At 60.4% G+C, this 25,729-nt stretch carries 23 protein-coding genes; 6 read left to right on the top strand and 17 right to left on the bottom strand.

The features are described from left to right. The first annotated feature begins 196 nt into the window (after positions 1-196). Positions 197-1,054, top strand: coding sequence for a helix-turn-helix domain-containing protein (locus ACSQ20_RS19435; RefSeq protein ID WP_436023302.1), 858 nt, complete (start codon positions 197-199; stop codon positions 1,052-1,054). Between the two features lies 1 nt (position 1,055). Here ACSQ20_RS19435 and ACSQ20_RS19430 read toward each other — a convergent pair whose 3' ends face one another. Further along, the gene (locus tag ACSQ20_RS19430) at positions 1,056-1,922 is read right to left on the bottom strand and encodes a LysR family transcriptional regulator (protein ID WP_436023300.1); all 867 of its coding nucleotides are present in this window, start codon (positions 1,920-1,922) and stop codon (positions 1,056-1,058) included. Between the two features lie 104 nt (positions 1,923-2,026). Between ACSQ20_RS19430 and bla the strand changes: the two genes are divergently transcribed. The 3 genes from bla to ACSQ20_RS19415 are packed head-to-tail and all read left to right on the top strand — an operon-like array spanning position 2,027 to position 5,340. After that, complete coding sequence (gene bla / locus ACSQ20_RS19425) at positions 2,027-2,965, top strand: class A beta-lactamase (protein WP_436025743.1); 939 nt, start codon at positions 2,027-2,029, stop codon at positions 2,963-2,965. A 32-nt stretch (positions 2,966-2,997) separates the two neighbouring features. Next, positions 2,998-4,032 (top strand): aldo/keto reductase, encoded by a 1,035-nt coding sequence (locus ACSQ20_RS19420; protein ID WP_436023298.1) that lies wholly within the window; start codon positions 2,998-3,000, stop codon positions 4,030-4,032. Positions 4,033-4,047: 15 nt separating this feature from the next. Further along, entirely contained in the window at positions 4,048-5,340 is a 1,293-nt protein-coding gene (locus tag ACSQ20_RS19415) for an NAD(P)/FAD-dependent oxidoreductase (protein WP_436023296.1), read from the top strand. 50 nt (positions 5,341-5,390) lie between these two features. Here ACSQ20_RS19415 and ACSQ20_RS19410 read toward each other — a convergent pair whose 3' ends face one another. The 7 genes from ACSQ20_RS19410 to ACSQ20_RS19380 form a co-directional block, all read right to left on the bottom strand. Further along, on the bottom strand, positions 5,391-6,653 hold the full coding sequence (locus tag ACSQ20_RS19410; protein WP_436023294.1) for a hypothetical protein: 1,263 nt from the start codon (positions 6,651-6,653) through the stop codon (positions 5,391-5,393). Between the two features lie 305 nt (positions 6,654-6,958). Next, a complete protein-coding gene (locus ACSQ20_RS19405; RefSeq protein WP_436023292.1) occupies positions 6,959-7,579 on the bottom strand; it encodes a hypothetical protein in 621 nt (206 codons plus the stop codon). Between the two features lie 120 nt (positions 7,580-7,699). After that, positions 7,700-8,470: a helix-turn-helix domain-containing protein gene (locus ACSQ20_RS19400; RefSeq protein WP_436025741.1), complete on the bottom strand. Its 771-nt coding sequence runs from the start codon at positions 8,468-8,470 to the stop codon at positions 7,700-7,702. Positions 8,471-8,492: 22 nt separating this feature from the next. Beyond that, positions 8,493-9,809: an FAD-dependent oxidoreductase gene (locus ACSQ20_RS19395; RefSeq protein WP_436025739.1), complete on the bottom strand. Its 1,317-nt coding sequence runs from the start codon at positions 9,807-9,809 to the stop codon at positions 8,493-8,495. After that, positions 9,799-10,080, bottom strand: a complete 282-nt coding sequence (locus ACSQ20_RS19390; RefSeq protein WP_436023290.1) for a (2Fe-2S)-binding protein — start codon at positions 10,078-10,080, stop codon at positions 9,799-9,801. Before ACSQ20_RS19390 ends, ACSQ20_RS19395 begins: the two co-directional genes overlap by 11 nt. Continuing rightward, the gene (locus ACSQ20_RS19385) at positions 10,073-11,221 is read right to left on the bottom strand and encodes an NAD(P)/FAD-dependent oxidoreductase (RefSeq protein WP_436023288.1); all 1,149 of its coding nucleotides are present in this window, start codon (positions 11,219-11,221) and stop codon (positions 10,073-10,075) included. The genes ACSQ20_RS19390 and ACSQ20_RS19385 overlap by 8 nt, the downstream gene beginning before the upstream one ends. Then, on the bottom strand, positions 11,218-12,216 hold the full coding sequence (locus tag ACSQ20_RS19380) for a 4-hydroxyproline epimerase (protein WP_436023287.1): 999 nt from the start codon (positions 12,214-12,216) through the stop codon (positions 11,218-11,220). The genes ACSQ20_RS19385 and ACSQ20_RS19380 overlap by 4 nt, the downstream gene beginning before the upstream one ends. Before the next feature lie 202 nt (positions 12,217-12,418). Here ACSQ20_RS19380 and ACSQ20_RS19375 point away from each other — a divergent pair, with 202 nt between their 5' ends. Continuing rightward, positions 12,419-13,324, top strand: coding sequence for a dihydrodipicolinate synthase family protein (locus ACSQ20_RS19375; RefSeq protein WP_436023285.1), 906 nt, complete (start codon positions 12,419-12,421; stop codon positions 13,322-13,324). Between the two features lie 345 nt (positions 13,325-13,669). Next, complete coding sequence (locus tag ACSQ20_RS19370) at positions 13,670-14,566, top strand: hypothetical protein (protein WP_436025737.1); 897 nt, start codon at positions 13,670-13,672, stop codon at positions 14,564-14,566. Here the strand turns inward: ACSQ20_RS19370 and ACSQ20_RS19365 are convergent. The 9 genes from ACSQ20_RS19365 to ACSQ20_RS19325 form a co-directional block, all read right to left on the bottom strand. Continuing rightward, positions 14,550-15,467, bottom strand: a complete 918-nt coding sequence (locus tag ACSQ20_RS19365; RefSeq protein WP_436023283.1) for a hypothetical protein — start codon at positions 15,465-15,467, stop codon at positions 14,550-14,552. The two genes, ACSQ20_RS19370 and ACSQ20_RS19365, sit on opposite strands and share 17 nt — an antisense overlap. A gap of 16 nt (positions 15,468-15,483) precedes the next feature. Further along, positions 15,484-17,157, bottom strand: coding sequence for an NfrA family protein (locus ACSQ20_RS19360; protein WP_436023281.1), 1,674 nt, complete (start codon positions 17,155-17,157; stop codon positions 15,484-15,486). Beyond that, positions 17,154-19,097 carry a glycosyl transferase family protein gene (locus tag ACSQ20_RS19355; protein WP_436023279.1) on the bottom strand — a complete coding sequence of 648 codons (1,944 nt, stop codon included), beginning with the start codon at positions 19,095-19,097 and terminating at the stop codon, positions 17,154-17,156. The genes ACSQ20_RS19360 and ACSQ20_RS19355 overlap by 4 nt, the downstream gene beginning before the upstream one ends. Before the next feature lie 211 nt (positions 19,098-19,308). Then, positions 19,309-20,523, bottom strand: coding sequence for a non-hydrolyzing UDP-N-acetylglucosamine 2-epimerase (gene wecB, locus ACSQ20_RS19350; protein WP_436023277.1), 1,215 nt, complete (start codon positions 20,521-20,523; stop codon positions 19,309-19,311). Positions 20,524-20,675: 152 nt separating this feature from the next. Then, the gene (locus ACSQ20_RS19345) at positions 20,676-22,319 is read right to left on the bottom strand and encodes a DUF2334 domain-containing protein (protein ID WP_436023275.1); all 1,644 of its coding nucleotides are present in this window, start codon (positions 22,317-22,319) and stop codon (positions 20,676-20,678) included. An 11-nt stretch (positions 22,320-22,330) separates the two neighbouring features. Beyond that, positions 22,331-22,600 carry a hypothetical protein gene (locus ACSQ20_RS19340; protein ID WP_436023274.1) on the bottom strand — a complete coding sequence of 90 codons (270 nt, stop codon included), beginning with the start codon at positions 22,598-22,600 and terminating at the stop codon, positions 22,331-22,333. Between the two features lie 606 nt (positions 22,601-23,206). After that, the gene (locus ACSQ20_RS19335; RefSeq protein ID WP_436023273.1) at positions 23,207-23,680 is read right to left on the bottom strand and encodes an SMI1/KNR4 family protein; all 474 of its coding nucleotides are present in this window, start codon (positions 23,678-23,680) and stop codon (positions 23,207-23,209) included. Between the two features lie 145 nt (positions 23,681-23,825). Next, positions 23,826-24,254, bottom strand: coding sequence for an NTF2 fold immunity protein (locus tag ACSQ20_RS19330; RefSeq protein ID WP_436023271.1), 429 nt, complete (start codon positions 24,252-24,254; stop codon positions 23,826-23,828). 14 nt (positions 24,255-24,268) lie between these two features. Beyond that, on the bottom strand, positions 24,269-25,729 hold a 1,461-nt coding region (locus tag ACSQ20_RS19325), incomplete at its 5' end, for an RHS repeat-associated core domain-containing protein (RefSeq protein WP_436023270.1).

Here is a 25,729-nt window from a genome sequence, read left to right as displayed (position 1 = left end):
CTAGGACAATTTGCTTGCAGCCGATAGTTGCAGACGTAACCTGTGGAAACACATTTCCCCGAAAAACGGGGTGTGTTGGCCGTTAAAATACGGCCGCTTCTCTGATATTTCTGCTGTTTCACCGCCAGGGGCTGCCCGGCCACCTGGCGCCACTTGTTCTGTTTCCGCCATCGGACGATGAAGCGTTCCTAGCAGCATGACGAACGACGCAACCTCAATGGACTCGCTAGCCGTCGCCGAGCGCGTACGCGCGTTGATGAGCCGGCATGGCATCGCGAAGCGGCAGCAGACAACCGAGCTGTGCCGCATTCTTGCGCTCAGCTTTTCGCAAGGCCATCGCAAACTGCGCGGCAGCAGCCCATGGACGCTAGCCCAAATCAGAAAGGTCGCCGAGGCGTTCGACGAACCGGCGGCGCAGCTCGTGGGCTTGCCATCGGCTGAGAACGGCTTGGCCGATGCGAGCGCCTGCGATGCGATCTTATGCGTCGGTGCATTCGAATGGCCCTGCATTGCATGGATCGGCAGCCCGCTCAACGCGCATCGGCGCAGCGAATTCGTCGCCTATGCACGCGGCAGCCGCTGGCGTGTCGTGCGCTGCGACGGCGCGCCGCCCGAGCCCGACGCCTGCGAAGTCGTCAAAATCGAAATTCATCCGCAGCGTGCCGAGCTTACGCGCCCGGTGGTCGCCGTCGTCGACAGCGATGTTGCCGCGGCCGAAGCGCTAGGCGATTACCTCGAACAAAACGGATTCACGGCAGTGGTGCTCGCCAGTCCGCAAGCCCTCGATATCGCGATGCGCGTGCAAACGGTCGACGCTATCGTGACCGACTGGCTGTTCGGAGAAGACACCGCCGCCGCCGCGATCCAAGCCATTCGCCGCTCGGCAAAGCCCGACACGCCGGTGTTATTGCTTACCGGCGAATTACTGACGGGCAAAGCCAGCGAAACGGAGATCAGCGAAGTCATTCGCCGCTTCAACGTGGCCTGCTACGAAAAGCCTGCGCGGCTCGCCATTCTCGTCGCCGATTTATCCAAGCGCTTGGGACGCGCTTGATTCACGTGCCGGCCTGATCGACTATCCAGCTCTTGAACGCCTGCATCGCAGGCGTCATCCGCTTGGATTTCAGCCATGTGAGCCAATAGCTACCGGTATCGACCTCGATATCGAACGCGCGCGCGAGGCGTCCCGCGTGCAGCTCACGCTCGAACATGCACACGGGCGCAAGCGCGACGCCCGCGCCTTGCATCGCAGCCTCCACCATCAAGCGCGACGAATCGAACACAGGCCCGCGAATCGCCCTTGCCTCAATGCCGGCCGCAGTGAACCAGCGAGTCCATTCGTCCACGCGATACGAGCGTAACAACGTTTCGTTGCCGAGATCGCGCGGCGTGCGCAGCCGTGCGGCCACCTCAGGTGCGCAAAGCACGCCGAGCGGCGCGGCAACGAGCGCGGCCGCTTGCATGCCGGGCCACGTGCCATCGCCAAAACGAATCGCGCAATCGAACCCTTCGGCTGCCACGTCGACAAGATTGTTGTGCGTCAGCAGCCGTAGTTCGACAAACGGATGCGCCGCGCGAAATCGATTGAGACGCGGCATCAGCCAGCCGACCGCGAATGTGCCCACCACGCCAACAGTCAGCACTTCGTGAAAGTGGCCCCCTTCGAACTGTCTGAGCACGGCATCGATGCGGCCGAACGCATCGCTGAGCACGGGCATTAACGCCAAGCCTTCATCCGTCATACCAAGCCCGCGCGGCAGACGCTTGAAAAGCGCGGTGCCGAGGCGCTCCTCAAGCACGCGGACTTGCTGGCTGACGGCTGCTTGTGTCACGTTCAACTCGCGCGCCGCGCGCGTAAAGCTCAAATGCCGCGCCGCTGATTCAAATGCGCGCAACGCGTTAAGCGGTAGATAACGTCCCATGTCGATCGATCCATAAGATTTTCTTTTGCGTCCGGAAAAATATCATCGATTGTCGGCGACCGGGTTGCCGAGCGATATTCGCGTCTCTTTCAACCGGAGAAATGATGATGCAAAGAAGACGGTTCATCGGCACGGTCATGGGCGGTTTGGTCGCGGGGCTTTCAAGTGCGTCGCTGATTGGACACGCGGCCCGCCATGCGGCAAAAGGGTCATCGGCCCGGCCGGCCGGATATCAAACATCGCAATTGAAGCGCACCATCGAGGCGCAACTCGGCGAGATCGAAGCGCGTGTCGGCGGTCGGCTCGGCGTTGTGATTTTCGATCCGGCCACGGGCTTCATCGCAAGCCGGCGCGCGTCCGAACGGTTCCCGCTTTGCAGCACCTTCAAGCTGCTGGCCGCGGCTGCGGTGCTCGAGCGCACTGACCGGCACGTCGAAAATCTCGAGCGCCGCATTGTCTTTAGCAAGGCAGAACTCGAGACATACTCGCCCGTTACGAGCCACCGTACCGGCGGCAACGGCATGACGGTTGGTGAACTGTGCGACGCGGCGGTTACCTTGAGCGACAACACCGCAGCGAACTTGCTGCTCGCGAGCCTCGGTGGCCCTGCTGGCATCACTGCATTCGCGCGCAGCTTGGGCGATACTGTCACGCGTCTCGATCGTAACGAGCCGACGCTCAACGAATCGCTGCCGGACGACCCGCGTGATACCACGACGCCTACCGCCATGGTTTCGGATTTGCGCGAGTTGCTGCTGGGCGATCGTCTTTCGTCGGGCTCACGCGCGCAGCTCCTTGCATGGCTGGCCGCGAACCGCACCGGCGGCGCGCGCCTGCGTGCGGGCCTGCCGCCCGGCTGGCGCGTCGGCGATAAAACCGGCACAGGCGAGCGCGGTAGCACAAATGACGTCGGCATTATGTGGCCGCCGACGGATAAGCCGCTGCTCGTGGCAGCCTATCTGACAGCGACGACCGCGCCGGAAGCACAGCGCAACGCAGCACTTGCGAGCGTCGGCCGCCTCGCCGCGTCGATCGTCGCGTAACCAATTGAAGCGTTCCGAATAGGAGACTGAAGATGGAATATCGGCAGTTGGGAAAATCCGGACTCAAAGTACCGGCGCTGAGCTTTGGCGCCGGTACCTTCGGCGGCAGCGGGCCGCTTTTCTCGAACTGGGGCACAACCGAGGTGCATGAAGCGCGGCGCCTCGTTGACCTTTGCCTGGAGGCTGGCGTGACGATGTTCGATACGGCCGATGTGTATTCGGACGGCGCATCCGAACGCGTGCTTGGCGAAGCCATCAAGGGCCGCCGCAACGACGTGCTGATTTCGACGAAAGCGTCGCTGCCGCTCAGCGACGCACCAAACGATGGCGGTTCCTCGCGGTTGCGCCTCGTGCGTGCAGTCGATGCGGCACTCGAGCGGCTCGGTATCGATCACATCGACGTTTTTCAGCTTCATGCGTTCGATGCGGCCACACCCGTCGAGGAAGTGCTCGCAACGCTCGACAGCCTCGTGCGGGCGGGCAAAATCCGCTACGTGGGTGTATCCAACTTTTCGGGTTGGCAGATCATGAAGTCGCTCGCGGTCGCGGAGAAGTACGGCTATCCGCGTTATGTCGCGAATCAGGCGTACTACTCGCTCGTCGGGCGCGATTACGAATGGGATCTGATGCCGCTAGGTCTCGATCAGGGGCTCGGTGCACTGGTATGGAGCCCGCTCGGATGGGGCCGCCTGACCGGCAAAGTCCGTCGCGGTCAACCGCTGCCCAAACAAAGCCGCCTGCATGAGACCGCGAGTTTCGGGCCACCCGTCGACGATGCATTGCTTTATCGCGTCATCGATGCGCTCGATGCAATAGCCGAGCAAACGGGCAAGTCGGTGCCGCAGATTGCGATCAATTGGTTGTTGCAGCGTCCTACCGTTTCGTCGGTCATTATCGGCGCGCGCAACGAGGCGCAACTGCGCGATAACCTCGGTGCGATCGGTTGGTCGCTCACGCAAGAGCAGATGGCACTGCTCAATGGCGCGAGCGCGGTGACGGCGCCCTATCCGCATGCGCCTTATCATCGGCAAGAAGGCTTCGCCCGCCTCAATCCGCCGATCGTCTGAGCGACTGACAATCCGATGCACGCCCCAGCGCGCAGCTACTACGAAGCAACTGTTGTGCGCCCTTCGCTGCCAAGCCTTGACACGCAAACCGGCGAAGCCGAGGTTTGCATCGTCGGCGGCGGGTTCGCCGGGCTCTCCACGGCACTCGGGCTCGTCGAACGTTCGCAACGCGACGTCGTAGTGCTCGAGGGCGAACGTGTCGGGTTCGGCGCATCGGGGCGCAATGGCGGCTTCGTTTTTGGCGGATTCAGTCTCGATAACATCGAACTGCTGCGGCGCGTCGGAGCGCATGGCGCACGCGCACTCTATGCGCTAACTACAGGCGCCGTCGAAACGATACGCTCGCGCATCGCACGTTACGAGATCGATTGCGATGCCGTCTATGCCGGCATCATCCTCGCGGATTGGTTCAACAATACCGCCGCGCTCGATGCTCAGCGCGCATTGATGCGCGCTTCATTCGGCATTGATTGGCAGCCGATTGCGAAGCCAGATCTACGCCGCCGTCTCCTATCCGATCGCTACCATGATGGATTGTTCGAGCCGCACGGCTTTCATTTTCATCCGCTCAAATACGTGCTCGGCATGACGCGTGCGCTGACAGGAGCCGGCGTTCGCGTCTACGAACATAGTCCGGTCGTCTCCATCGAGCGTGTACACAATCGCTTTTTGATAAGGACTCCTAACGGTACGGTCAGCGCTCGACAGGTGATTATGGCAACCGGTGCCTATTCGCGTGGTGTCTATCGGCGTGTCGAACGTGCAGTGCTGCCAATTGCCACCTATGTGATTGCGACGGAACCATTGGGCAGGCGTTTGCAAGAGGCGATTGCATGTCGCTCTGCCGTCTACGACACGCGTTTCGCGTTCGACTATTACCGCCCGCTGCCCGATACACGGCTGCTCTGGGGCGGGCGCATTTCGATATTCGAACGCAAGCCGGAACAAATTTCCCGCTTGCTTGCCCGTGACATGCTGCGCGTCTATCCGCAGTTACGCGGCACGCGAATCGACTATGCATGGAGCGGTTTGATGAGTTACGCGCGGCACAAGATGCCACAAATCGGCCGGAGCACCGATGGCATCTGGCACGCAGTCGGCTTCGGCGGGCACGGCGTTGCGCCCACCACCGCCGCGGGCGAGTTGCTTGCCGCCGCGATCGCCGAAGACATACCGCTACCGCAGGCACTGCAGCAGTTCGGCCTGCATCCCACCTATGGGCGGCTGGGCCTCGCCGCCGCTGAATTGACCTATCTGATGCGAATCGGCAGGGATACGCTTTTCGAACGCCTCGTGCGAAGACGCTGAGTGCGAGCCGGTCCAGGGCCGAGGCGTTATCTAGCTATTGAGCTGTTGCGCTATTGCGCGAGCAACGGCACATCGGGACCGTCGGGCCCAGGGCCGGCCGGCCGCGTCGCGGCCCCTGATTCAACGATCGAGCGCTGCACGAGCGCCTTCGCTTCCACGCTGCCCGCATCCGCCGCAAGCGCCGCGCCCGCTTGATGCCACGCGCAACTCCATTGCTGCTGCACGGCGCAGATGCGCGCCGCGCTCAACGCGGAATCACGTGCCCGTTCGCGTGACACCAGATCCTGCTGCAACATGAACGCTTCGCTGTTCCCCGGTTGCGCCGACTGCGCCTCACTCAATGCCCGGCGCGCAGCCGATAAGTTGTTCTTTTCGAGACTTGCCTGCGCGATGGCGATCGAGCGCGCGACCGAGGCGCTGCGACGCTGCTCCAACGCTTTTTGCGCGCTTGTACTCGTGCTCGTGCTTGCGAGGCTCGCAACAGCAGACGTGTTCGCGACATTGGGATGACGCGTCGGCTTCGAAGTAATTGCTTTTTCAGATTCTCTCGCTGCGGTTTTCGAGCTCGATGTGCCAGACGATGTCGACCGTCCCGCGATGGACGGCACCGTCACGGGGGCGACGGCCTGGCTCGATGGGGCCCGCGCGTGCTGCTCGGGAGTGACATTCGAGTCGGGCGACGCGTACGTGGTAGTCGAACCGACCGAGTCCGCCGTTGGCGTTGACGCTGGCGCCGAAGTCGACGCCCTCTGTGTCGGCGCGGGCGCAGATGCCGGCGCAGGCGTCACCGACGAAACCGTCGCCGGCGGCGAGGTAGATGGCGCTTTGGCCGCATTGCGCTTATTGATCGGCTGACCGGCCGCTGATGTCGCGTTGGCTTGAACGGTGCCTTCTACCGTACGCAACGTACTTTGTTGTATACGAGACGATGCATCGTTATATCGATGCACCAACACAATGGAGCCATACAGCGCGACGAACACCGCCAGCGTCAGCGCCGTGCCCGCCTTGATGCCCCAATGCCGGCCGCCTTCGGCAATCTCGGGCGGAGGCGGTAAGTTCGCATACGCGTTGCCCCCTGCGGCCGACGCAAACAACGGCCTCGGCGGCGACGACCATCGCGGCTCGCCGCGTGGGTCGTCACGCGTCTTCGAAGCGGCACTGGTGCGCGGCGGGCTGTTATCGCTAGCGAAGGCGAGCCGGGCGTGCGTGCCGCAATGCGGGCAGAAGGCAACCTGCTCTGCAACGTGCCCGCCGCAGCGTGCACAGGTTGCCGGAAAGCGAATGTTGGCACTGGCACTTTCGCGAAGCATCGTCAGCCTCCCGATACGAGATTGTGCACGCTGCGCGCATGGCCATACCTGTTGATTCGTCGCCCGGAGAAACAGCGCTTGGCCGGCGTCAGCATTGCCGGGAAAGTGTGGATATCAGTCATCAGCCCACTATCGGTCAGCCGTCGGGGCAGCGTCAAGAGACCGTGCCGATTCGCGTCAGCGCTGATCCGTCAGAAGCTAGCGGTCAGCCGCAAAACGATTCGGACTCCTATTTTTCTGCATCGAGTTGGTGCGCGGCGAGCACATTACATGCCGCTATGTGCAGGCTACAAGTCTGCCGCTGCCTACGAGGGTTGATGGGAGGCCAGAAATTGCCGCAGCGCCGAGGCTATACCAGCGCGCGGAACGGCAAACATCCGCCCGACGACGGCCCCATCGGTCCTGACTGTTCGCGATGCGATGCCCCTCCACCGAGCTTCATCAAGGAGCTTATCGTCGATGTAAGCGAAGCCGGTCTGCCCGATGCCGGTCTGTACCATGCTTCTGACGCAATATACCTGCCGCCTATCGTCCCAGCCAATCAACACATCGGATATGTCATCCGCGGGCTCGGACTCGAACAGTTCGGGCTCCCCTTCCACTTGCACGTACGTCATTTCCGTAGATGCTTTTATGTCGTAGACGTGCAGCCTGACAGCTTGCCCTTCGAATTGGACGACGAACGTCCTGCTGTCGCCCGGCGGGCTGACGAGCGTCGCGCCGGGGCCGAGGGCCGATAAAAGCGTTTCACGCGCATTACGCGGGAAGGCGTTCGGCGGGGGCCGATGGATCCGGCTTAAGCCGCCCAGCGAGCCTGCAACGTTCTGCTGAGGCGTCGCCGATAGACGCTGTGGCTGAGCGGGATCACGTTTGTCGTCAGGCGGGCCCAGACCGGGCGCACCGCCGCCAATGTTTGATGCACGCATTGTCGCTCCTTGGGCACGATTCCAATGAAGACCGAATGCTAACGAGCCCGATTAGCGCGGGCTGACCAGGAGCGAAGAAGACGCAGTCGCCGCGAAAATGACATCCAAGGTAAGAGCGCTCTACCGCGCACTCGGGCCGAGCAACAGCGCACGGTATTCGCTGGGTGTGACACCGACGGTCGCCTTGAATTGCCGCGTAAATGCACTGTGGTCGGTGTAGCCGCATAGCGCGGCGACGTCCGTTACCTTGTCGTCCGATACCAGCAGCGCCGTTGCGGCATCAAGCCTCGTCTTCAACAGCACTTGCCGAGGCGTCAGATGAAACACCTTATGGAAGTAGCGCTCGAGTTGCGCCACCGACATGCCGGCCATCTTTGCAAGCTGCGTCAAGTTGAGCGGCTGTACGTAGTTGTCCTGAATATGTTGAACGACCGTCGCGAGACGCGTATAGGCAGGATGGGTCTTTTCGTTCGCACGCAAATCGCGGGAGATACCGGCAACGCCTACGATCGTGCCATCGGCGCCGCGCAGCGGCACCTTCGAACTGAGGCACCAGCCCGGCTGACGGCCGGGGTAGAGATGCAATTCAAGTTGATCGATCATCGACGGCCCACCTTCGAGAATCGATCTGTCCTGTGCCATGTACGCGCTCGCGAAACGGCTCGGAAATACCTCCTCCGTGGTTTTGCCGAGCAACGCGCGTTTTTCTTTGCAGCCGCACCGGAAAGCCAGCGTTCGATTCACGAGCACATAACGTGTTTCGGAGTCCTTAACAAAAAACACCACTTCGGGAAGTGCGTCGAAAACCGGCTCCAGTTGCGCAAAAAACGGCAGCATCTCGGCGAGCGTCGCGGCGGCAGGAGCGTGTGGCAAAGAATGCATCGGCGTCATCATCCATGCGGCGCGCTTTCACCTACGCGTCGCGCTCGAGAGTCGAATATGGCTCGATTATAGAGTGCGCGTGGCCGCCGGTTGCCGCTGCCAATAACGTCGCAATCCTGGCGGGGCGAAGCGGCGGCCGCGGTGCCGCGCACGCCCAGCCGAAATAAAATTGTGCGGCCATCCCGCAAATCTGCCCTTGACACGGCCCCATGCCGCAACGCGTATGCAGCTTCGCGTCGCGCCAACTCGTATGCTCAGCCACCTCGCCGAACGTCACATCCTCGCAGCGGCACAGCAGCGTGTCGTCGCTCGGGACTTCGCCCACCAACGTACCGAGCGTGAACGCATGCGCAACACGCGCAGCGAAACGCTGCCATCGCCGCCGCCGAAGCATCAGTTCGTGCGGCACGGGCACGCCACTGGCTGCAAGACCGGCGATCTCGCCCTCAACCGAGGCGAGTTCCATTCCGCCGATACCGGTGCATTCGCCGGCCGCCCAGATGCCTCCGAGCGACGTGCGCTGTGTTTGGTCGACTGCGATCGCACCTCCTTTCGCGTCCACCTCGCAGCCGAGCGCCAGCGCAAGCATCGCATTCGGCACGAGCCCGTAGCCGTAGGCAAGCCGATCGCATTCAAGCACGACGTCCCGGCTCCCGCGACGAACGACCACGCTCTGAACTCGGCCGTGTCCGCGGACTTCGCGCACGATGCTGCCGCTCCAGTAGCGCAACCCAAAGAAGCCGCGCGTCAAACAGGCCGCTTGCCAGAGTTTGGATGGCGTGGCGAGAAGCGATGCGCCAAACCGCGCTACCGATGGCAACGAAGCCTGCTCGACGACCGCAATCACTTCGGCACCGGCTCGACGCGCGGTGGCCAGCGCTGCCATCAGCAGCGGGCCGGTTCCAGCGATGACGAGGCGTTCGCCGCGCACGGGCATACCGCCTTTGATGAGCGCCTGCAACGCGCCGGCCCCAGTGACGCCCGGCAGCGTCCAACCGGCTACCGGCAAGATTCGTTCGCGCGCACCGGTCGCCAAAATTAGTTCGGAGTACGAAATAGTTTCGGCGCGACCGTCTGCGGATTCGAAAAGCAGCGCGTTCGGCGGCAACGGCGCGACCACACGCGTCGCCACGAAGATCGCCACGCCGTCGTTTTCGTGCAGCGTGGCAAGCGCGCGTCGCAACGGTGCAGCGGCCGGTTGTTGCGGCGTCTGGCGCCATACCTGCCCGCCCGCGCGCGGATTGTCGTCGATCAGCGCCACGCGCTTGCCATGCCGCGCCGCCGCACATGCCGCGGCGAGCCCGGCAGGCCCGGCGCCGATCACCGCGATATCGAATTCATGCGTCACCATCGGCACGCTCCGTGAATATCGACATGCCTTCGCCGCACACTATCTGGCACGCCAGTACATGAGCGCGATCGTTCACGGTTACTCTGCACTCCTGACAAACGCCCATTCCGCAAAGTGGGGCACGCGGCATTCCGCTTTCCGATACCCGTGTACCGCGAATCCCATATGCGAGCGTCATTGCCGCCGCCACACTCGTGCCGGCAGGAACGACGAGTGCTTTTCCATCGATGGTTACGGTGATACGGTCGATAGTGCATCGTTTAAGCATTGCTTAGCCCCGCTTCGAAACGATCGACGCGATACGGTAGCGCGTCGATCTCGGCATCGCTGCCGAGAATCTGCGCCGCGAGCAGCTTCGCCGTGGCAAGCGAGGTGGTCACGCCGAGACCCTCGTGGCCCGTTGCGACCCATACGCTCGCCGCATCGGGCGCATCTGACAAGCCTTTCCGCCCCACCCGGCCGATCAGCGGCAGGCCGTCCGGCGTCGCCCCTCGAAAGCCCGTCCACGCACGCACGCCGTTGAGTTGCGATAGCGCCGGCAGATAGCGCGCACAGCGTGCGAGCATTTGCGCGAGCACCGGCAAGTCGACCGCCGCATCGGTCGTCTCGAACTGGCGCGACGAGCCCAACAGCAATTGCCCTGTCGGGCGCGGCTGTGCGTTGAACGCAACCGAAGTGCCCTGCGTCTGATGCGCGCTCTTGATATAGCCGAGCTCCAGCAATTGATGCGAAATAAACCGGGGATAGCGATCGGTGATAAGCAAATGCCCCTTCTTCGGCTCGAGTGGCAGTGACGGCACCAGGCGCTTCGCATCGAGGCCATTGGCGACGATGACGCAATCGGCCGCGATGCAACTTCCGTCAGCAAGCGTCACCGTCCGCGCGTAGGCGGCCACCACCTCGGCGTCGGTCCGCACACGAATATTTCGTGCTCCTAACGATTGAGTAAGCAACCACTGCGCCGCGCGCGGTGCGTAGACGATGCTGTCGTCTTCGACGAGCAAGCCCCCGCTCATCGATGATGCCAACGCGGGCTCGCATTCGCGCAACGCTTGTTGGTCGAGTAATTGCGAGCTCACCTGATGCGTTGCGAAGGTGTGATGAAGTGCGCACGCGGCTTGCCATTCTTCGTCGTCGGCCGCGACCCACAGCGTGCCGCAACGGCTGAATGCATCGGCGTTGCGCAACTGCGGCGCGAGTGCCAGCCATAGTTCGCGCGAATAACGGGCGAGCGCGAACTCGGCCGGCGTCTCGTTCATCACGACGATGTGGCCCATGCCCGCCGCGGTCGTGCCACCGCCGATGCCATGCGCATCGAGCACTTCCACCATCATGCCGCGAGCCGCCAACTCCGCCGCAACGGCAGCGCCAACGATGCCCGCGCCGACGACTATTGCGTCGGCCGTCATACACTGCGTGCGAGAGGGATGCCCGCGGCAAACGGATCGTCTTGTTCGAAATGAAGTGTGCCTTCAGCCATGATGTGCGCGCGCCCCGTGATTGTCGGCACGATGAATGAATTTGCGTTGGCCGTGGGGGCTCCTTCATCATGCGCGTCATCGCGCGCATCGAGCCATGCGTAACGCCCTTCAAACAAGCTGCCGATGATGCTCTGCTGCCACCAGCGTTGGCCCGGCGCAAGCGTGCCGTCCGCCGCCAGACAGGCCAGCTTTGCACTGGTGCCGGTGCCACATGGTGAGCGATCGTAAGCATCGCCGGGGCACAGTACGAAATTGCGGCTATCGATTTCGTCGTTCGAGCCAGGCGCGAAGAGTTCGATGTGATCGATATAAGCGCCGTTTGCGCCCGTGATGCCGGCGGCAGCCAGCGCATCGCGAATCTGGCGCGTGAATGCCGTCAGCTCGGCAATGCGCGCTGGTTCGATCTCCCGCCCGTGATTGGAGACTAAAAAGAACCAATTGCCGCCCCAGGCGATATCGCCCGCCAGCACACCATGCCCCGGCACGTCGACTGCAACTGCATGCCGATAGCGATAAGCCGGCACGTTGCGCACCGATACGCTCGAATCGGCATTCAGCGTTGCCTCTACCACGCCTACGGGCGTTTCGATTCGATGCACGCCTGGTGCGATCCGCCCCAAATAGGCAAGCGATGCAACGAGGCCGATCGTGCCGTGACCGCACATGCCGAGATAACCGACGTTATTGAAGAAGATCACGCCCGCCGCGCAACTCGCATCATGCGGCTGGCACAGCAACGCGCCGACCATGACGTCCGAGCCGCGTGGCTCCGTCACCACACCGGCGCGCCAGTCATCGTGGCGCGTTCGCAGCAATTCGAGCCGTTCGGCGAGCGGTCCGTGCCCGAGCGCGGGGCCACCCGCTACGATGAGACGGGTCGGTTCGCCGCCGGTATGAGAATCGATGAAGGATGTAGGGTTCATGCGGCAATAGTAGGAAGGCACGCTGCATACCGTCTTGGCGTCGATGCGCGCGTGGCATGCCGATTTCGGCATATCCGAAGCCCGCCGAGCGCTATGCCGAAATCGGCATCGCGAATGCGCGAACCGCGCAAGACGATGCGGCGCCCTCTGCTTACACTGCGCTGGAGATTTACAGTTATCGATTTCGCTCAGGAGAGAAAAGATGGCACAAGGCTGGAAGGGCGTACTGCCCGCGGTAACAACGAAATTTCACGGAGATTTCAGCATAGACCGCGCGTGGACGAAGAAGAATATCGAGGCGCAAATCGATGCGGGCGTCGACGGCATCATCGTGTGCGGCTCCCTCGGCGAAGCGTCGACGCTCTCGCTCGACGAAAAGCTCGAAGTGCTCGATATTGCTGTCGAGGCCGCAGGTGCGCGGGTGCCGGTCTTGCTCACCATCGCCGAGAACAGCACGCTCGATGGCTGCCGCCAAGTCGAGCGCGCGGCGTCGCGCGGGGCCGCCGGCTATATGGTGCTGCCCGGCCTGCGCTATCTCTCCGATCGGCGCGAAACGCTGCAGCACTTCCGCGCAATCGCTAACGCAAGCCCGTTGCCGCTGATGGTTTATAACAACCCGCTCGCTTATGGTGTCGATATGACGCCTGAGATGTTCGCGGAGATCGCCGACGAACCCAAATTCGTCGCCATCAAGGAATCGTGCGGCGACGTGCGGCGCGTGACCGATCTGATCAACGCGGTCGGCCAGCGCTATTCGATTCTATGCGGTGTCGATAACCTCGCCATGGAGGCTATTCTGATGGGCGCTCATGGCTGGGTCGCCGGCCTCGTCTGTGCGTTCCCGCACGAAACGGTTGCGATTTATCGGCTGCTGCAGCTCGGGCGCATTGAAGAGGCCCGCGCAATCTATCGCTGGTTCGCACCGTTGCTCGCGCTCGATGTTTCGTCGAAGCTCGTGCAGAACATCAAGCTCGCCGAAGCGATCGTCGGGCTCGGCACCGAACCCGTGCGTCCGCCGCGGCTGCCTCTCGTCGGTCAGGAGCGCCAGGAAGTCGAGGCCCTCATTCGCCGATCGATCGAAACGCGGCCCGCGCTACCTTCGCTCTGAACTCCGATCCCTGACTGTCATTTCCCGCCGCCATGCCTCGGCGAAGCATCGCCGAGGCACCTCGTTCCAAGAAAATTGGTTGCCTGCACATCGGCACGATGTGGTTGATCGAGATCAATGCCGTTCATTAGGAAACCTAACTAATCATCCATGCTTCAACTCTTTACTCACAATGTGATGTATTCGATCAAACGTTTGCGGTAAGTTATCGTCGGATAATTGGCCGCCATCCTCCTGTAACATCGCGCTTTTTCAACGCAACGGAGGAACAAAGACGTGGCTATTGGACTGATCAAATCACTCTCGAGAGCCGCCGCCGCGGCATTTCTCACCGCTTCGGCATTGATGTCGACGCCCGCTACCGCGCAAGTGGAGCCCCTGAAAAACCCAGTCTACGGCGTGACGCTCGACGACCTCACGAAGATCGACGCCATCGTTAATTCGCTCTCGAACCTACCGTATCGGCCAACGGTTCGCGTCGTGTTCGATGTCGGCACGCCCGCGAGCGACTATTACGCGCCACTGTTACGCCTGCATGCTGTCGCCAATGTGATGGGTGAGGTCATGGATTCGTATTACTTCCCAACCACATTGACCGGCTACAAAGCGCGAACGCAAGAACTCGTCTCGACGCTCAAGAACACGGTCGACGTCTGGGAAATCGCCAATGAGATCAACGGCGAATGGCTGCGTAACCATCCGAGCGGATCGACCTCCGTCGTCAATTCCGAAGAGACGCAAATCGGGCAGATGGTCGAAGCAGCCAATACGATCGTCAAATCGGCGGGCGGAAAAACGGCGATCACGCTCTACTACAACGACGACAGCAAGGGCACCAACTGCTGGGAAAGGCCACAGGATTACTGGAAGACTTGGCCGACGAGCTTCCTGTCGAGCACGGTCCGCCAAGGCGCCGACTATGCACTTTTCAGCTATTACCCCTACCAGGACTGCCCGGGATTGTCGCCTTCATGGAAGAACGACTTCGCGGCACTCGAGACGATCTTCCCGAACGCAAAGGTCGGCTTCGGCGAGATTGGCACGTCGGATATGGCGGCGCCGTCTTCCGTTCAGAAGAGTCTGATCACCACGTACTACCCGATGGTCAACAGCATGGCCGACCCCCGGTTCATTGGCGGGTTCTTCTGGTGGTATTACGCGGAGGAAATGATTCCGTACACGACGAGCAGCTACTGGCAACTGCTTCGTCAAACGATCCTCAACCTCAAGGCGCCGGCTTGACACTGCCTGGGGGCTTGCTCTTTTCGGGCAGGCCCTTCGCGGCGTCAGGCGCGAGCGCACGAACAAGGTCGTCGGAAACGTAATGCGGCCCGTCGAAGAGAAAGACGGTATAGCCGCTGTACTGCGACAGCTGCGAGCGCAATTCATCAGCGGTAGCGCTTCGAAAGCCGCCTTTCACGGCGGGACGGAACGCCTCGGCAATGACACGCACGCGTGCCTTGCCGAGCCGGTTCGATAACGCATCGAGGTATTCGCGCGCGACAGACGGCTCACGCGCATGGACGCCGCAACCGTCCTGAAAAAAAATGCCGACGTCCGCGGGCAACCATGCTGCGAGCCAGCTCGCGAGCGTCGTGCCGCCGACATTCGCGCTGTCGTACACCGTCACCCATAGCGGACGCGGCAGTTTATCGAGCAGCTTGGCGAGTCGCGGCGCGTCGGTCCAAGTCGGGTCAATTTCCACCGGAAAGTAGTAACCGGTAACGTGCAGCGGCAATGGCAGGCGTGCAAGCGCCGCGGACCGCTGCGCCAGTTGCGCGACATTGGCACGCGCACGCTTTTCGTCACCGTAGCCGGCGAGCCCAAGAATGACATTGCGTGCCCATGGCTCGCGGCCAATGCGTTCGAAGTCGGGCAAGCGTCGTGCGGTCGGAAGACCAGCGCCGCTGACAAATGCGATATCGTCGACGACAATCCATTGAATCAGCAGTTCGCGCACGCCGAGCATTTGCCAGTTGCCGGCAGTACGGGCCGTCGCCTCGTCAGGCTGCCAAACGATTCCGTCCACGTGGGCATCTTTGGGCATATCACTGCACCCCGACATGGCCGACATGCCCAGCGCGATGACGCCAAGCATCACACCGATAGCGATCGAACGAAAGGAGCCGAGCAATAACGCCATCGTGTCTCGTCCAGTTCTAGAACCAGAGTGTGGCCTGCACGACGACACCACGCGCGCGCGCTGCCGAAGTAAGGGGGAAACGATATTGAACGGTCACGTCGGCCCAACTGGCCGGGGCACTGTATCGGTTCTCGCGGAACCAGAACCGAAATTGCACCCCGGGGCCGACACCGAGCGCTGTCTTTTGCGTCTCGCGGTTATCGTGATCGAACACGAGCGCGACGTGCGGGTAGATCGTCAAGTGATCGCTGATGCTGGGCAGCGCCCACGTGTGTCCGTAGCGCAACTCCGAATAGAGCACATAGCGGCCTTGATGCATGAAGTAGTCGGCCTCCCCATAGACCTGCCAACTGCGCCAGCTCGGCTCGGTGATACGCAAATCGCTGCCGGCCTCCGATGAGTAGCCCAGGCGCGCCAACCAGTCGTTGGTCGAAAACCTGCCGATGCGCACGAGCCGCTCCGCTGCCACGACGAGGTTCTGATCGATGATGGGTTTGTAACGCACGCCCACCGAACCTTGCACGGTCGGCATGCCTGTGACGTTACCGGAACCATCATACGCCGTGCCGTAGCCGCGCACGAAAAACTGCAGGACGCGCCCGTTTTGATAGCCAATTTTCGGCGGTTGCCAATACGCCTCGATGCCGGGTTGCAGCACGTTGACCGTACCTTGCGGCGAAAACGCTGACCCCTGATAGGGCAAGCTGACTACAAAGCCCCAGGTGCGCTCGAGCTGTTGAACTTCGCGTCGATAACCAAACCTGCGCTGAACGTCGAAAGCGTGCTCGCTATCGTCGGTATCGAGGCTGTGCTTGAAAAGTTCAACGGCGTCGTCGTTCTCGCCGAGACGCTTGGCCGCGTACGCTGCGTCCGCGTAATTTCCCGCGCCGCCCGCACCACCCGCAAATCCTTGCCGAAAAGCTGCGAGCGCATCCGCATCGTGTCCCTCCCGCAACAAGTCGTACGCGGTTTGCAGCGTCTTCATCGCCGTATCGTCCTTCGGCTCGGGCGCATTCGCAAATTCGATCAGCGTTGCCGCGCTTTGGCGGTCTTCGTCCGTTGTGGCATTGCGTTGCGCAATCTCGGCAGCACGCAACGCACCCTGACGGTCGCCGTTGCGCAACCGCAGTTGCGCGATGCGTAGTTGCACGGCTGTGTCGGGCGCGCTCTCGAGCGGCGCCAAAGCCCGACTCGCCGTTTCGGGATCGTGCGCGCCGAGTGCGCTGTCGGCAAGCGCAAGCCGCAGGTTGCGCTCCTCCGTTGCGTTCCATTTGCCCTTTTCCAACGCGGCGGAAAAGTCGTGCTTCGCCGTTTCGTATTGATGCTGTGCCTGTTGCAAAAAGCCGTGTCGCGCCAACACCAGCGGATCGTCCGGATGCCTGCGCAGTAAAGCTTCCGATTGTGCGTCGGCTTCGGCCACTTTGCCCTCGCGTACGAAGACATCGATCATTAGGAGTGCTAACTGAAGGCTGGCCGGTTGAGCTTTGAGCGCGCGCGACGCATAGCTTTCCGCACCCGGTAGATCACCTGCTGCGATGGCCTTATAAGCGGCGTCAGCCAGCCGATAAGCCTTCGGTGTCAGCGCCTCGGCGCCGCTCGTATTCCATGCGAAGGTCGCGAGCGCGGCAATCCCCCCTGCGCGGACCAGCACGCCAAAGCGCACCGCCCGCGATATCGTCGATCGTTTCATACCCGTTCCCCCGGGCGCCCCGAAGGCGCCGCACGGCGGACGGACACTTCCCGGTCCGTTCTTCGCTCGTGCTCGAAAAAGTGCGCGTGCCTCGCCAGTTCTGCCGCGATTTCTACGTCGCTAGCGATGAAGTAGGCGACATTCACCGCGGCACCGCGTCTCACGATGTCGCGCTCGTCGTCCGTGAGCGGGCTGCCGACCGCCACGTTGAGCGTGCCGTCTTCGGCCGTCGAAAACGGTACGACACCGTACGCTTGCTGCAACTCGAATGCGAGCGACTTGCTGAAATGACCGATCGCCACGTTGCTCAAACTTACCCGCGGCAGATCGGCCTGCTCGGCCAGCGCATCTGCAATCGCTTCGACACTCGCTTCGTTGTTTTCGATCAGCAATTCCCCGAGGCGCCGGCCACAGGCAGCCTGCTGTGCGAGACAGGCGTCGAGTTGCGCCTGCGTCAAGACGCCCCAATCGAGCAAAATTTCGCCGAGCTTGCGACGCGCTTTGCCGAGCGCTTCGTTGGACAGATAGGTATGGCTCGTTTTGTCCCAAGCGATTGGCTTGCCCGTCGCCAGATGACGAATGAAAATGCGCCACGCGCGGCAAACGGCAAGAAAGTTGATCAGGTTGTTCACGAAGATCCGGGGCAGCGACAGCCATCCTTGCAGCGGTCCGTTTAGCCGAGTGACGAAATACCAGCGCTGAGCAAGACGCAGAGACAGCGTCGCCGTATTGACCATCAACAACGGCATCAGCCACGCACTCAGCACGGTGCCGCCCTTTTCCATCGCAGGCGCATAGCCGGCGGCCTGCAGCGCAGCAATTGCAAGAAAGTTGGCCAGCAGCAAGTACGCAATGACCGATACGATCGATGTCAGCATGCTCTTGCGATCGCGCAAAAGCATGTAGCGCTGCATGAGGCTGCCTTGCCATCCGATCTGCTGCCAGCCTTGAAACGCAATGCCTAATATCCAACGGGCACGCTGCCGGTACGCTGTGCGCAGCGTGTCGGGAAAAAATTCGCGTGTGGCCAGCAGATCGCGTGCCGCGGCGAAACGATGGGGCCTGCTCCCGTCATCGGCCATCGGGAAGTGCGCGAACGTTTGCGTCATTCCGAGCGCCTTGAGCCTGAAGCTGAAGTCGTAATCCTCGGTCAGCGAATCGGTGTTGAACGGCTTTCCCTCCGAGTCAGCCATCGCCGCCTCGATGGCGCGGCGGCTATAGCATGACGCCACACCCGCGCCGGGCACGATGCCCGTCAAACGCGCCCGCGTCGGCAGGTCTTTTTGATGCGTTTCACTGAAATCGTCGAGATAGGTTCCGGCAACGAACGCATTCCATTTACGCGGAAGCGATAACACCGGCAATTGCACGAGATCGTGCCGGGAGACAGCGTAATTGAAATATTTGAGTTCGATCGGGTGAATGACATCTTCGCAATCGTGCATGACGACTGCCTCGAACTTGACATGGTGCGTCATCTCGTGACGGAGGATGTTCGCGACGATCCAGTTCAAGCAGTCGGCTTTGCAGGTGGGCCCATCGTTGAGCACGGTTGCCCGTATCACGCGCCCGGGATGCCGTCTGACCATCCGCTCGACTTCGGCCGTCGTCTCGGGATCGTTGCGATAGGTGCCGGCGAAAATGACATAGCGCTGGTATTCGAGCGTCGCCAGTGTGTTCTCGATCATCTTGGCGATGACATCGTATTCCTTCCACGCGGGTACCATGATGGCCAAGTAACGCTCGTCCATCGCACGCAGTGCTGCCGCATCGACGGCGACACTGCGCTCGCCGCGCAGCCGGCGCGCTATTTCGGATACCCAATAACATCCATCGAGAAAGAGATCGTCGAGCGTACTGACGAGAATGATAATGGCCGTCGACCACGCGATGATATTCAACGCGCCCCAGTAGAACTGCCAAATCGACGTAGCCTGCATTTTGTTGTCTGCCGATGAGATCCGACATCCAATGGGCACACGTAATCATCCGATGCGCGTCGGCGCTTCGATATCTGATTCACGGTATCCATTCCCCGTTGAGACGTCTGCTGCATTTCTTGTTTTGTCTTTGTTTGTCTTATCTTGCGGCTTGGTCATCCTTCTGACTGTTCGACGCCACACAGTATGTAAGCCCCCTTCGCCTTTATCTTCACGCCGTGCGCAACGCGAACAAGCCCGATGCCACCGCGTTATGCAGCATGGCGGGCTGAACATCGGTCGGTCCGCTCGTCCGGAATGTGGCAGGAATGCTATCGAGCGCATCCGCGATCCGCTCAGCAGCGTTGCCATCGCCATAGGGGTTGCTCGCGTGGGCCATCGCGTCGTATTGCGCGTGGTTTGTAAGCAGCGTGCTGACCTCCGAAACAATCCGCTCCGCGCGCGTGCCGACAAGCCGTGCCGTTCCTGCACGAATGGCCTCGGGCCTTTCGGTCGTATCGCGTGTCACGAGCACGGGCTTGCCCAACGCCGGCCCCTCTTCCTGGATTCCGCCCGAGTCGGTGATGATCAGATACGCCTTCGACATCAGGAACACGAACGGCAGGTAATCTTGCGGATCGATCAAATGAATATTTGGCTCATTGCCGAGAATCGCATGCACCGGCTCGCGCACATTCGGATTCAAGTGCACCGGGTACACGAGCTGCACGTCGTCATGCATCTCGGCAATCATGCGCAACGCTTCGCAGACATGTTTGAACGGTTCGCCAAAACTCTCACGGCGGTGCCCCGTCACGAGAATCAATCGCTTCGACGAATCGAGAAACGGATAGCGCGCGGCAATGCGTCTGGTCAACGCGGTATCGCCTGCCAGCTTGCGCTCCACCTGATGCAGCGCATCGATCACCGTGTTGCCGGTGAGTACGACCTGCGACGCCGGCGCCCCTTCGCTGAGCAGGTTGTGCATCGCTTGCTCGGTCGGTGCGAAAAGCCATGAGGCCACCGCGTCGGTCACGCGCCGGTTGAGTTCCTCGGGCCATGGTGACCAGACATTGCCCGTACGCAGCCCTGCCTCAACATGGCCGACGGGAATGTAACGATAAAACGCGGCTAGACTGGCGGCCAACGTTGTTGTCGTATCGCCATGGACCAGCACGACGTCGGGTTGCCAACGATCGTAGACGTCGCCGATCGATTGCAGGATGCCCGATGTCAGATCGCCTAGCGTTTGCCCTTCGCGCATCATGTTGAGATCGAAGTCGGGCACGATATCGAATAAGTCGAGCACCTGATCTAGCATTTGGCGATGCTGTGCGGTGACGCACACTTTTGCGTCAAGCCCCTGTCGTGCCGCGAGCACATGAACGAGCGGTGCCATCTTGATTGCTTCTGGCCGCGTTCCAAACACCGTCAACACCTTCTTCATTGCTTATCCCCTGTCACGCACCGGCATTGGCCAATGGTGCATTTTGAGTTTGCTCATTACCCCGAGCAGACGTCGTTACAGTACAGCCGGCGTTCGATGCGGTCTGTTGGATGACGCTCAAATATCGCCTGCGCCGGCTGCCCGATCTAAAATCACTTCGCCGTCGTGCCATCGACCCACTTATATCCAAGATTCGTCACGCCTGTCACGAGGCTCTTGAAGTCCGACAACGCAGGCAAGCGGAGACTAGGCTCGAGCCAGTACGGATGGAAAAAGAACGAGGCGAAGCCGTCTCGCACCAAGAGCGCGTATTGCGCGTTGGCGAGAACCTGTTGCCAGGTGTAGGCGATGCAGGAGAACTGATCGACGTTGCAGATGTTGTACTGAATGCTCCCGAGATTCTCGGGAATGATTCGTTGTCCGTAGTAGTCCTTATTAATGATGTACGGGAAGAACTGGCCAGCGGAGAAGTCCTGATTGGCCGCGCCCGTGCCCAAATGCGGGTTCGTAGCCGTGTAATAAACCGCGCGTTGGAATGTGGTCGGGAACTGCGCCGCGACCGCTGCGGCCGCGAGTGGCGACTCCTGATACTGCGGCGCGCCCCAACCCAGTACCTTGAAGCCGTTGTTCGCAAACTCGGCCAAGCCATTCGTCAACCGTTGTGCCGCCCATTGTTGCGAGTCCTCATCAACCGGGCGGTTCTGCACGGCGTACCAGAACTCGAAGTCGCTGCCGCTCACCGCGTTTTGCAAGTTGGGAGTGGCATCGTACTGGTGGGTATAGCCATGCATCACAATCGATCCGCCGCGCGCCAACGCATACGTCAATGAGGACTTCAGACCGGCTGCCTGCGCAAGATGGATCGTTTCGGGAACGCCTCCGTTGTAATACCCATTCGGGTCCGTATAAAGCGGAATGGTAGCCATCGTGAACGGGATGCGCTTCGAGAACAGATAGTCGCTGAGCTGCTTCATCGAACTCGTCGTCGTGAACGCATCGAGATCTTCGAGCCTCACGAGCGCGCGATGCGAGACCGGTGCGCCGGTATTCAAAATGTCGTGCAACACATCGCACATCACCAGATACCGGTCCATCGGGCCGATGTACGAAAACGGCATGTCGGCGAAATACCAGAAGTTTCCGGAGCGCATGATGTAAGGCGCGGTTGCGCCGTTCGCGCTGTTCGTGATGGTGACGAGCGCATGCGCCTTTGTTGCATCGGTTACCTGCGTAAGCCCAACGTCGGGGTCCCCTTCGACGACACCCGTTGACGCGTCATACGCGTAGAACTTCGTCAGCGACATATTTTTGTAGGTAACCGTATTGTAGAAACCAGGGTTTGGGTTGCTCGATGACGGCGGCGCGTTCAAGCCGGCCAGCCCCACAAAGTTGAACCCGAAGGTCTGGTTGAACGGGTACGCGGTATTCCAGGCGATCTGCCACAGGTTGTACTTGAACCACACCACCGTCTTGGTGGCGGACATAACGTCGTTCATGAATACAGCCGGCAGCGGATTGTTGTAATAGTCACCAACGTAGAAGGTAGCGTCGTGGCTGCCAATTTGGCCGGCGACATAATTTTGCACCGGGACAATTTCAACGGTTGCATTGAAATGCCCAAGCAAATTTCTCAGCATGATGCTGTATATCAAGCCGAGCTTCGAATATGGGTCATTAGGTGGGTTGTCATACAGAATCAGCGTTTTCGCGGTCGTGGTTTGCGCATGCGCGATAGACGGCAACGAAATCTGAATAAATGCAAAAACGAGCATCGTCGCAACGATGATTTTTTTCATAGCCGTTCTCCTCACTCGCGCTCGACTGCGTCGCCTACGTGCTTTATCTTCGCCCGGTCGAATGGAGGCCGGCCCGATTCCTTGTACGCCTTTTCCGATTCCTCATGCGAAAGGCCAGGCTTGACGGCAGCCTGTGTCGAACCAATCGGACGTGGCGGCACCCTGTAGCTGTTGGTCGGGTCCTTGCCGCCTACCGCGGCATAAGCCGTAGCCGCACAACTGCTAATAAGGGCAAGCAAAATCAATCGGCGCGCACGCGTCGATACGCTGGCTGACCGCATGGTCTCCTCCTTTCACTGGTTTTGATCAGTTAATCGCTTTCCGAACACAGCAACGCTGCAACGAAATTAATGCATCGACAATCATCGCTTCGCACGCCTCGTTATGTTCCGGTTATCACTCACTCGCAATCATGATCTTAGTCAAATTGATGCGGCCATTTTTACCGAGACGTGTAGGGTTACGCACATTAAACCCAGATAAATGGATTTCTAATTTGATAATTTAATATTTTGATAATTTAATCTGGTGAACTGATGCCGCAGGCGAATTGGTGCCTTTTGGCACGGTAATGGCGTCCGCGTCGAACAATCGCCGGCTCGCCGCTTCCACGTATGTATCGGGATGACGGCCGTTATGCCTGGATTCGGGATCCACCTGCTGCGTATTGATACAGGTTGCTCGCACCTGCGAGCCCCGATAGGATCCTGACTAATAAATCGCACGATGTCGGGATCCTAAAACCGGAAGGTGACAGTGGATCGAGCACGCCGGCTAATCAACCCGGCCAGCGCGTCAAGATCGCTGTCGAACACGGCAAGATCACCATCACCGTCGCTTGAATGAATAAGGGCCGCTCAGTGGCCCTTGTTGCCAGGAATGGAGCGTTAGTTAAATGCCTCGTCCTCGGACACGAGCGAGGATACGAATTGCTCAAATGAGCCTGTCAGGCGCCGATCCGCCTTCTTGCGATTTTCCGCATCAGTCAGCGTTTCATCATAGGTGTCGGTTAACCAGTAATGGACAGCACCGTTGTCCGTGTCAACACTGAAGATGTTCCCGCCAGGATCAACAGCAAAGGGAATCAGCGAGCGAGGATATCCGGCCCTGCCAGCAACTTGAGCATATATGCTCTGAATGGCCGGCTCTTGTCCTGCTCGCGTCCCAACCGGAAGGAATTCGTGCACCCATATCGCGTCCCAATCATCGGTCATTGGGAACCAGTCGAGCGTCGGCATGCCGCCATTGAACCTCAAATAGTGATCCCGCATCGCCTCCGGCAGCCGGGTGCCTAGATCGCTCTCGAGCTTCTCTATATCAGTCTGGGTAAGCGCTTGTCCACACTTCGAGAACTCGTTCATGCTCCCTCCGTTAGCATCCGCCCTTCGGGGTTCGCCCTTTTAGCCATCGTCGCCTTTCTGCTGCTCGAATGGCTTCCGGGTGACCTGCCTCCACGATTCCCGGAGCGGTTCAGAACCGGATTGAGACTGCGGTCCTAGTTTATTTCTAGAGCGCATGCCGGCGCTCCCACCTTCCACTACTACCCCGCCAAATGTATACGTCATCGATCTTCGGTAGATCGTGTTCGATAATCACTGTGTAGCGGTAACGTTGCTTAAGTCCCTTCTGCCTGACCGCCTCGATATTTGTGGCGCTCCCTGAACGCGATTCGGTGTCAGCTAGCACCGCTTGACCATACTCAGGAGGAACTCCTGTTCCAAGGGTGTCGAGCCGCGCTGTACCAAGGTCATTGAAAGCCTTCATGCTGAGGTTTTCGGAGAATATCGTCTTCAACTTGAATTTGGCGTTTCGATCAGCCTGATCTCTGTAATTCGGATCTTGCTTGTACGCATCGCTGCTCTTTTCGGCATGGAAGTTCACCTCCCACTCCCACATCTGAAGGAGAAAAGTTTGTATTCTGTCCATCGGTGACATCGTTTGCTCCTGCGTCAACGCTTACACGGGCGCGGATTGCTGAAGATCCGCGATTCGGTCTGCCCGTCAACTCTGGCTTGGTAAAGAATGGAATGAGGCCGTGTTGAACCTTCATCGTACAACGGCGCAACTCGAACGATAACGTTGCTGCCACTCTTCACCGCTTCGGCAATGTTGCCTTCGAAGTCACGGAATTCGCCGCGGTTGATGCTCACTGCTTGAGGGAATACGTTGCCCTTTCCACCGCTTCCACCAAGTCGGTTACCAATAGCGTGACCGGCATCATCTCCGTTGAGACCCAATGCCCGAGCAAAAAGACGAGAACTGGCATTTGTCGGCGTCCCGGTGCCCAAATCTTCGGGGCGAATCCTCGCAGTCGCACTTTTGAGCGAGCCGTCGCCGTTATAGCGATACTTTGTGCGTGGGCCGGATCCCCAAAGGCCTAGCGGATCGATCCACTGAAGCGGATTGGGCGCGTATTGATAGAGATTGTCCCCACCTGCCAGCCCGATCGGGTCGTGACTGATAAACCGCCCGATGTCAGGATCATAAAACCGGAAGGTGTTGTAATGCAGCCCCGTCTCGCGATCGAGGTACTGCCCTTGGAATCGCAAATTCTGCGGCAGTGGCGTGCGTCGTTGCGGTGCCGGCACAACACGCACCGTTCCGGGTGAGGTCCATACCACTGTCGCTTGCTCACTCTCCGCAACGGTCCACTCCTCGCGCACCGTACTGCCCCACACGCGATACTGCGCTTGCCACACGACGTGCCCTTCGACGTCGGTCAACTCCTCCGGCAAGCCCGATACATCGTTATGGAAGTAATAGATGCCTTCCGTTTTCGTTGTATCGATTGCATCGTCATTGGCCGCCTGCACCGCTTGACTATCGATCCGCGCAAGCGGCACATAACTATCGGGCTCATACAGATACGTCGCCTCATCGTCGCCCCGACTCTCCTGCAGCAACCGCATCCCATCCCACAGGAAATCCGTACCCACATACCCGTTCGTCTTGCGAATGCGTCGCCCCAGCGCGTCGTATTCGAACCGAATCGTTGCGATCGTGTTGCGCTCCAGCGTCGTCACCTTCGTCAGCCGATGCGCCGCGTCGTACTCGAATTTCTGCTCCTTGTACGGCCCGCGCCCGGTCAGCTTGCGCGTCAGGCGCCCATAAACATCGTACTCGAAGCGCTTGTCCTCGAACATCTTGAGCCGGTTGTGCTCGACATATCCACCCGGATGCGAACCCGACACCAGATTCGCCGCCTCATCCCAGCGGAACATCTGCGCTGGCAACCCCGCGCCGAACGCGTGCTCGATGCGGCCCGTCGGGTCATAGCCGTAGCGCGTCTCGCCATACCGGTTGTGCGTTTTGTTCACCACCTCGCCCACCGGATCGTATTGCCAGCGCTTATGCAGCACCTGCGGCTCGATCTCGATGCTCGCTTGCGCCGCGTGCATATGGCCCGCCTG

Origin of the sequence: Trinickia sp. LjRoot230, assembly GCF_964253315.1 — a bacterium.
In the GTDB taxonomy this organism is placed as follows: domain Bacteria; phylum Pseudomonadota; class Gammaproteobacteria; order Burkholderiales; family Burkholderiaceae; genus Trinickia.
This window is presented reverse-complemented; position numbering and strand designations above follow the sequence as displayed.

Coding starts and splice junctions, on each gene's coding strand:
- ACSQ20_RS19435 (WP_436023302.1), top strand. CDS start 197: ATGACGAACGACGCAACCTCAATGGACTCGCTAGCCGTCGCCGAGCGC.
- bla (WP_436025743.1), top strand. CDS start 2,027: ATGATGCAAAGAAGACGGTTCATCGGCACGGTCATGGGCGGTTTGGTC.
- ACSQ20_RS19345 (WP_436023275.1), bottom strand. CDS start 22,319: ATGAAAAAAATCATCGTTGCGACGATGCTCGTTTTTGCATTTATTCAG.
- ACSQ20_RS19405 (WP_436023292.1), bottom strand. CDS start 7,579: ATGCGTGCATCAAACATTGGCGGCGGTGCGCCCGGTCTGGGCCCGCCT.
- ACSQ20_RS19365 (WP_436023283.1), bottom strand. CDS start 15,467: ATGGCGTTATTGCTCGGCTCCTTTCGTTCGATCGCTATCGGTGTGATG.
- ACSQ20_RS19330 (WP_436023271.1), bottom strand. CDS start 24,254: ATGTCACCGATGGACAGAATACAAACTTTTCTCCTTCAGATGTGGGAG.
- ACSQ20_RS19335 (WP_436023273.1), bottom strand. CDS start 23,680: ATGAACGAGTTCTCGAAGTGTGGACAAGCGCTTACCCAGACTGATATA.
- ACSQ20_RS19420 (WP_436023298.1), top strand. CDS start 2,998: ATGGAATATCGGCAGTTGGGAAAATCCGGACTCAAAGTACCGGCGCTG.
- ACSQ20_RS19410 (WP_436023294.1), bottom strand. CDS start 6,653: ATGCTTCGCGAAAGTGCCAGTGCCAACATTCGCTTTCCGGCAACCTGT.
- wecB (WP_436023277.1), bottom strand. CDS start 20,523: ATGAAGAAGGTGTTGACGGTGTTTGGAACGCGGCCAGAAGCAATCAAG.
- ACSQ20_RS19340 (WP_436023274.1), bottom strand. CDS start 22,600: ATGCGGTCAGCCAGCGTATCGACGCGTGCGCGCCGATTGATTTTGCTT.
- ACSQ20_RS19400 (WP_436025741.1), bottom strand. CDS start 8,470: ATGACGCCGATGCATTCTTTGCCACACGCTCCTGCCGCCGCGACGCTC.
- ACSQ20_RS19360 (WP_436023281.1), bottom strand. CDS start 17,157: ATGAAACGATCGACGATATCGCGGGCGGTGCGCTTTGGCGTGCTGGTC.
- ACSQ20_RS19385 (WP_436023288.1), bottom strand. CDS start 11,221: ATGACGGCCGACGCAATAGTCGTCGGCGCGGGCATCGTTGGCGCTGCC.
- ACSQ20_RS19415 (WP_436023296.1), top strand. CDS start 4,048: ATGCACGCCCCAGCGCGCAGCTACTACGAAGCAACTGTTGTGCGCCCT.
- ACSQ20_RS19370 (WP_436025737.1), top strand. CDS start 13,670: ATGTCGACGCCCGCTACCGCGCAAGTGGAGCCCCTGAAAAACCCAGTC.
- ACSQ20_RS19390 (WP_436023290.1), bottom strand. CDS start 10,080: ATGCTTAAACGATGCACTATCGACCGTATCACCGTAACCATCGATGGA.
- ACSQ20_RS19355 (WP_436023279.1), bottom strand. CDS start 19,097: ATGCAGGCTACGTCGATTTGGCAGTTCTACTGGGGCGCGTTGAATATC.
- ACSQ20_RS19430 (WP_436023300.1), bottom strand. CDS start 1,922: ATGGGACGTTATCTACCGCTTAACGCGTTGCGCGCATTTGAATCAGCG.
- ACSQ20_RS19380 (WP_436023287.1), bottom strand. CDS start 12,216: ATGAACCCTACATCCTTCATCGATTCTCATACCGGCGGCGAACCGACC.
- ACSQ20_RS19375 (WP_436023285.1), top strand. CDS start 12,419: ATGGCACAAGGCTGGAAGGGCGTACTGCCCGCGGTAACAACGAAATTT.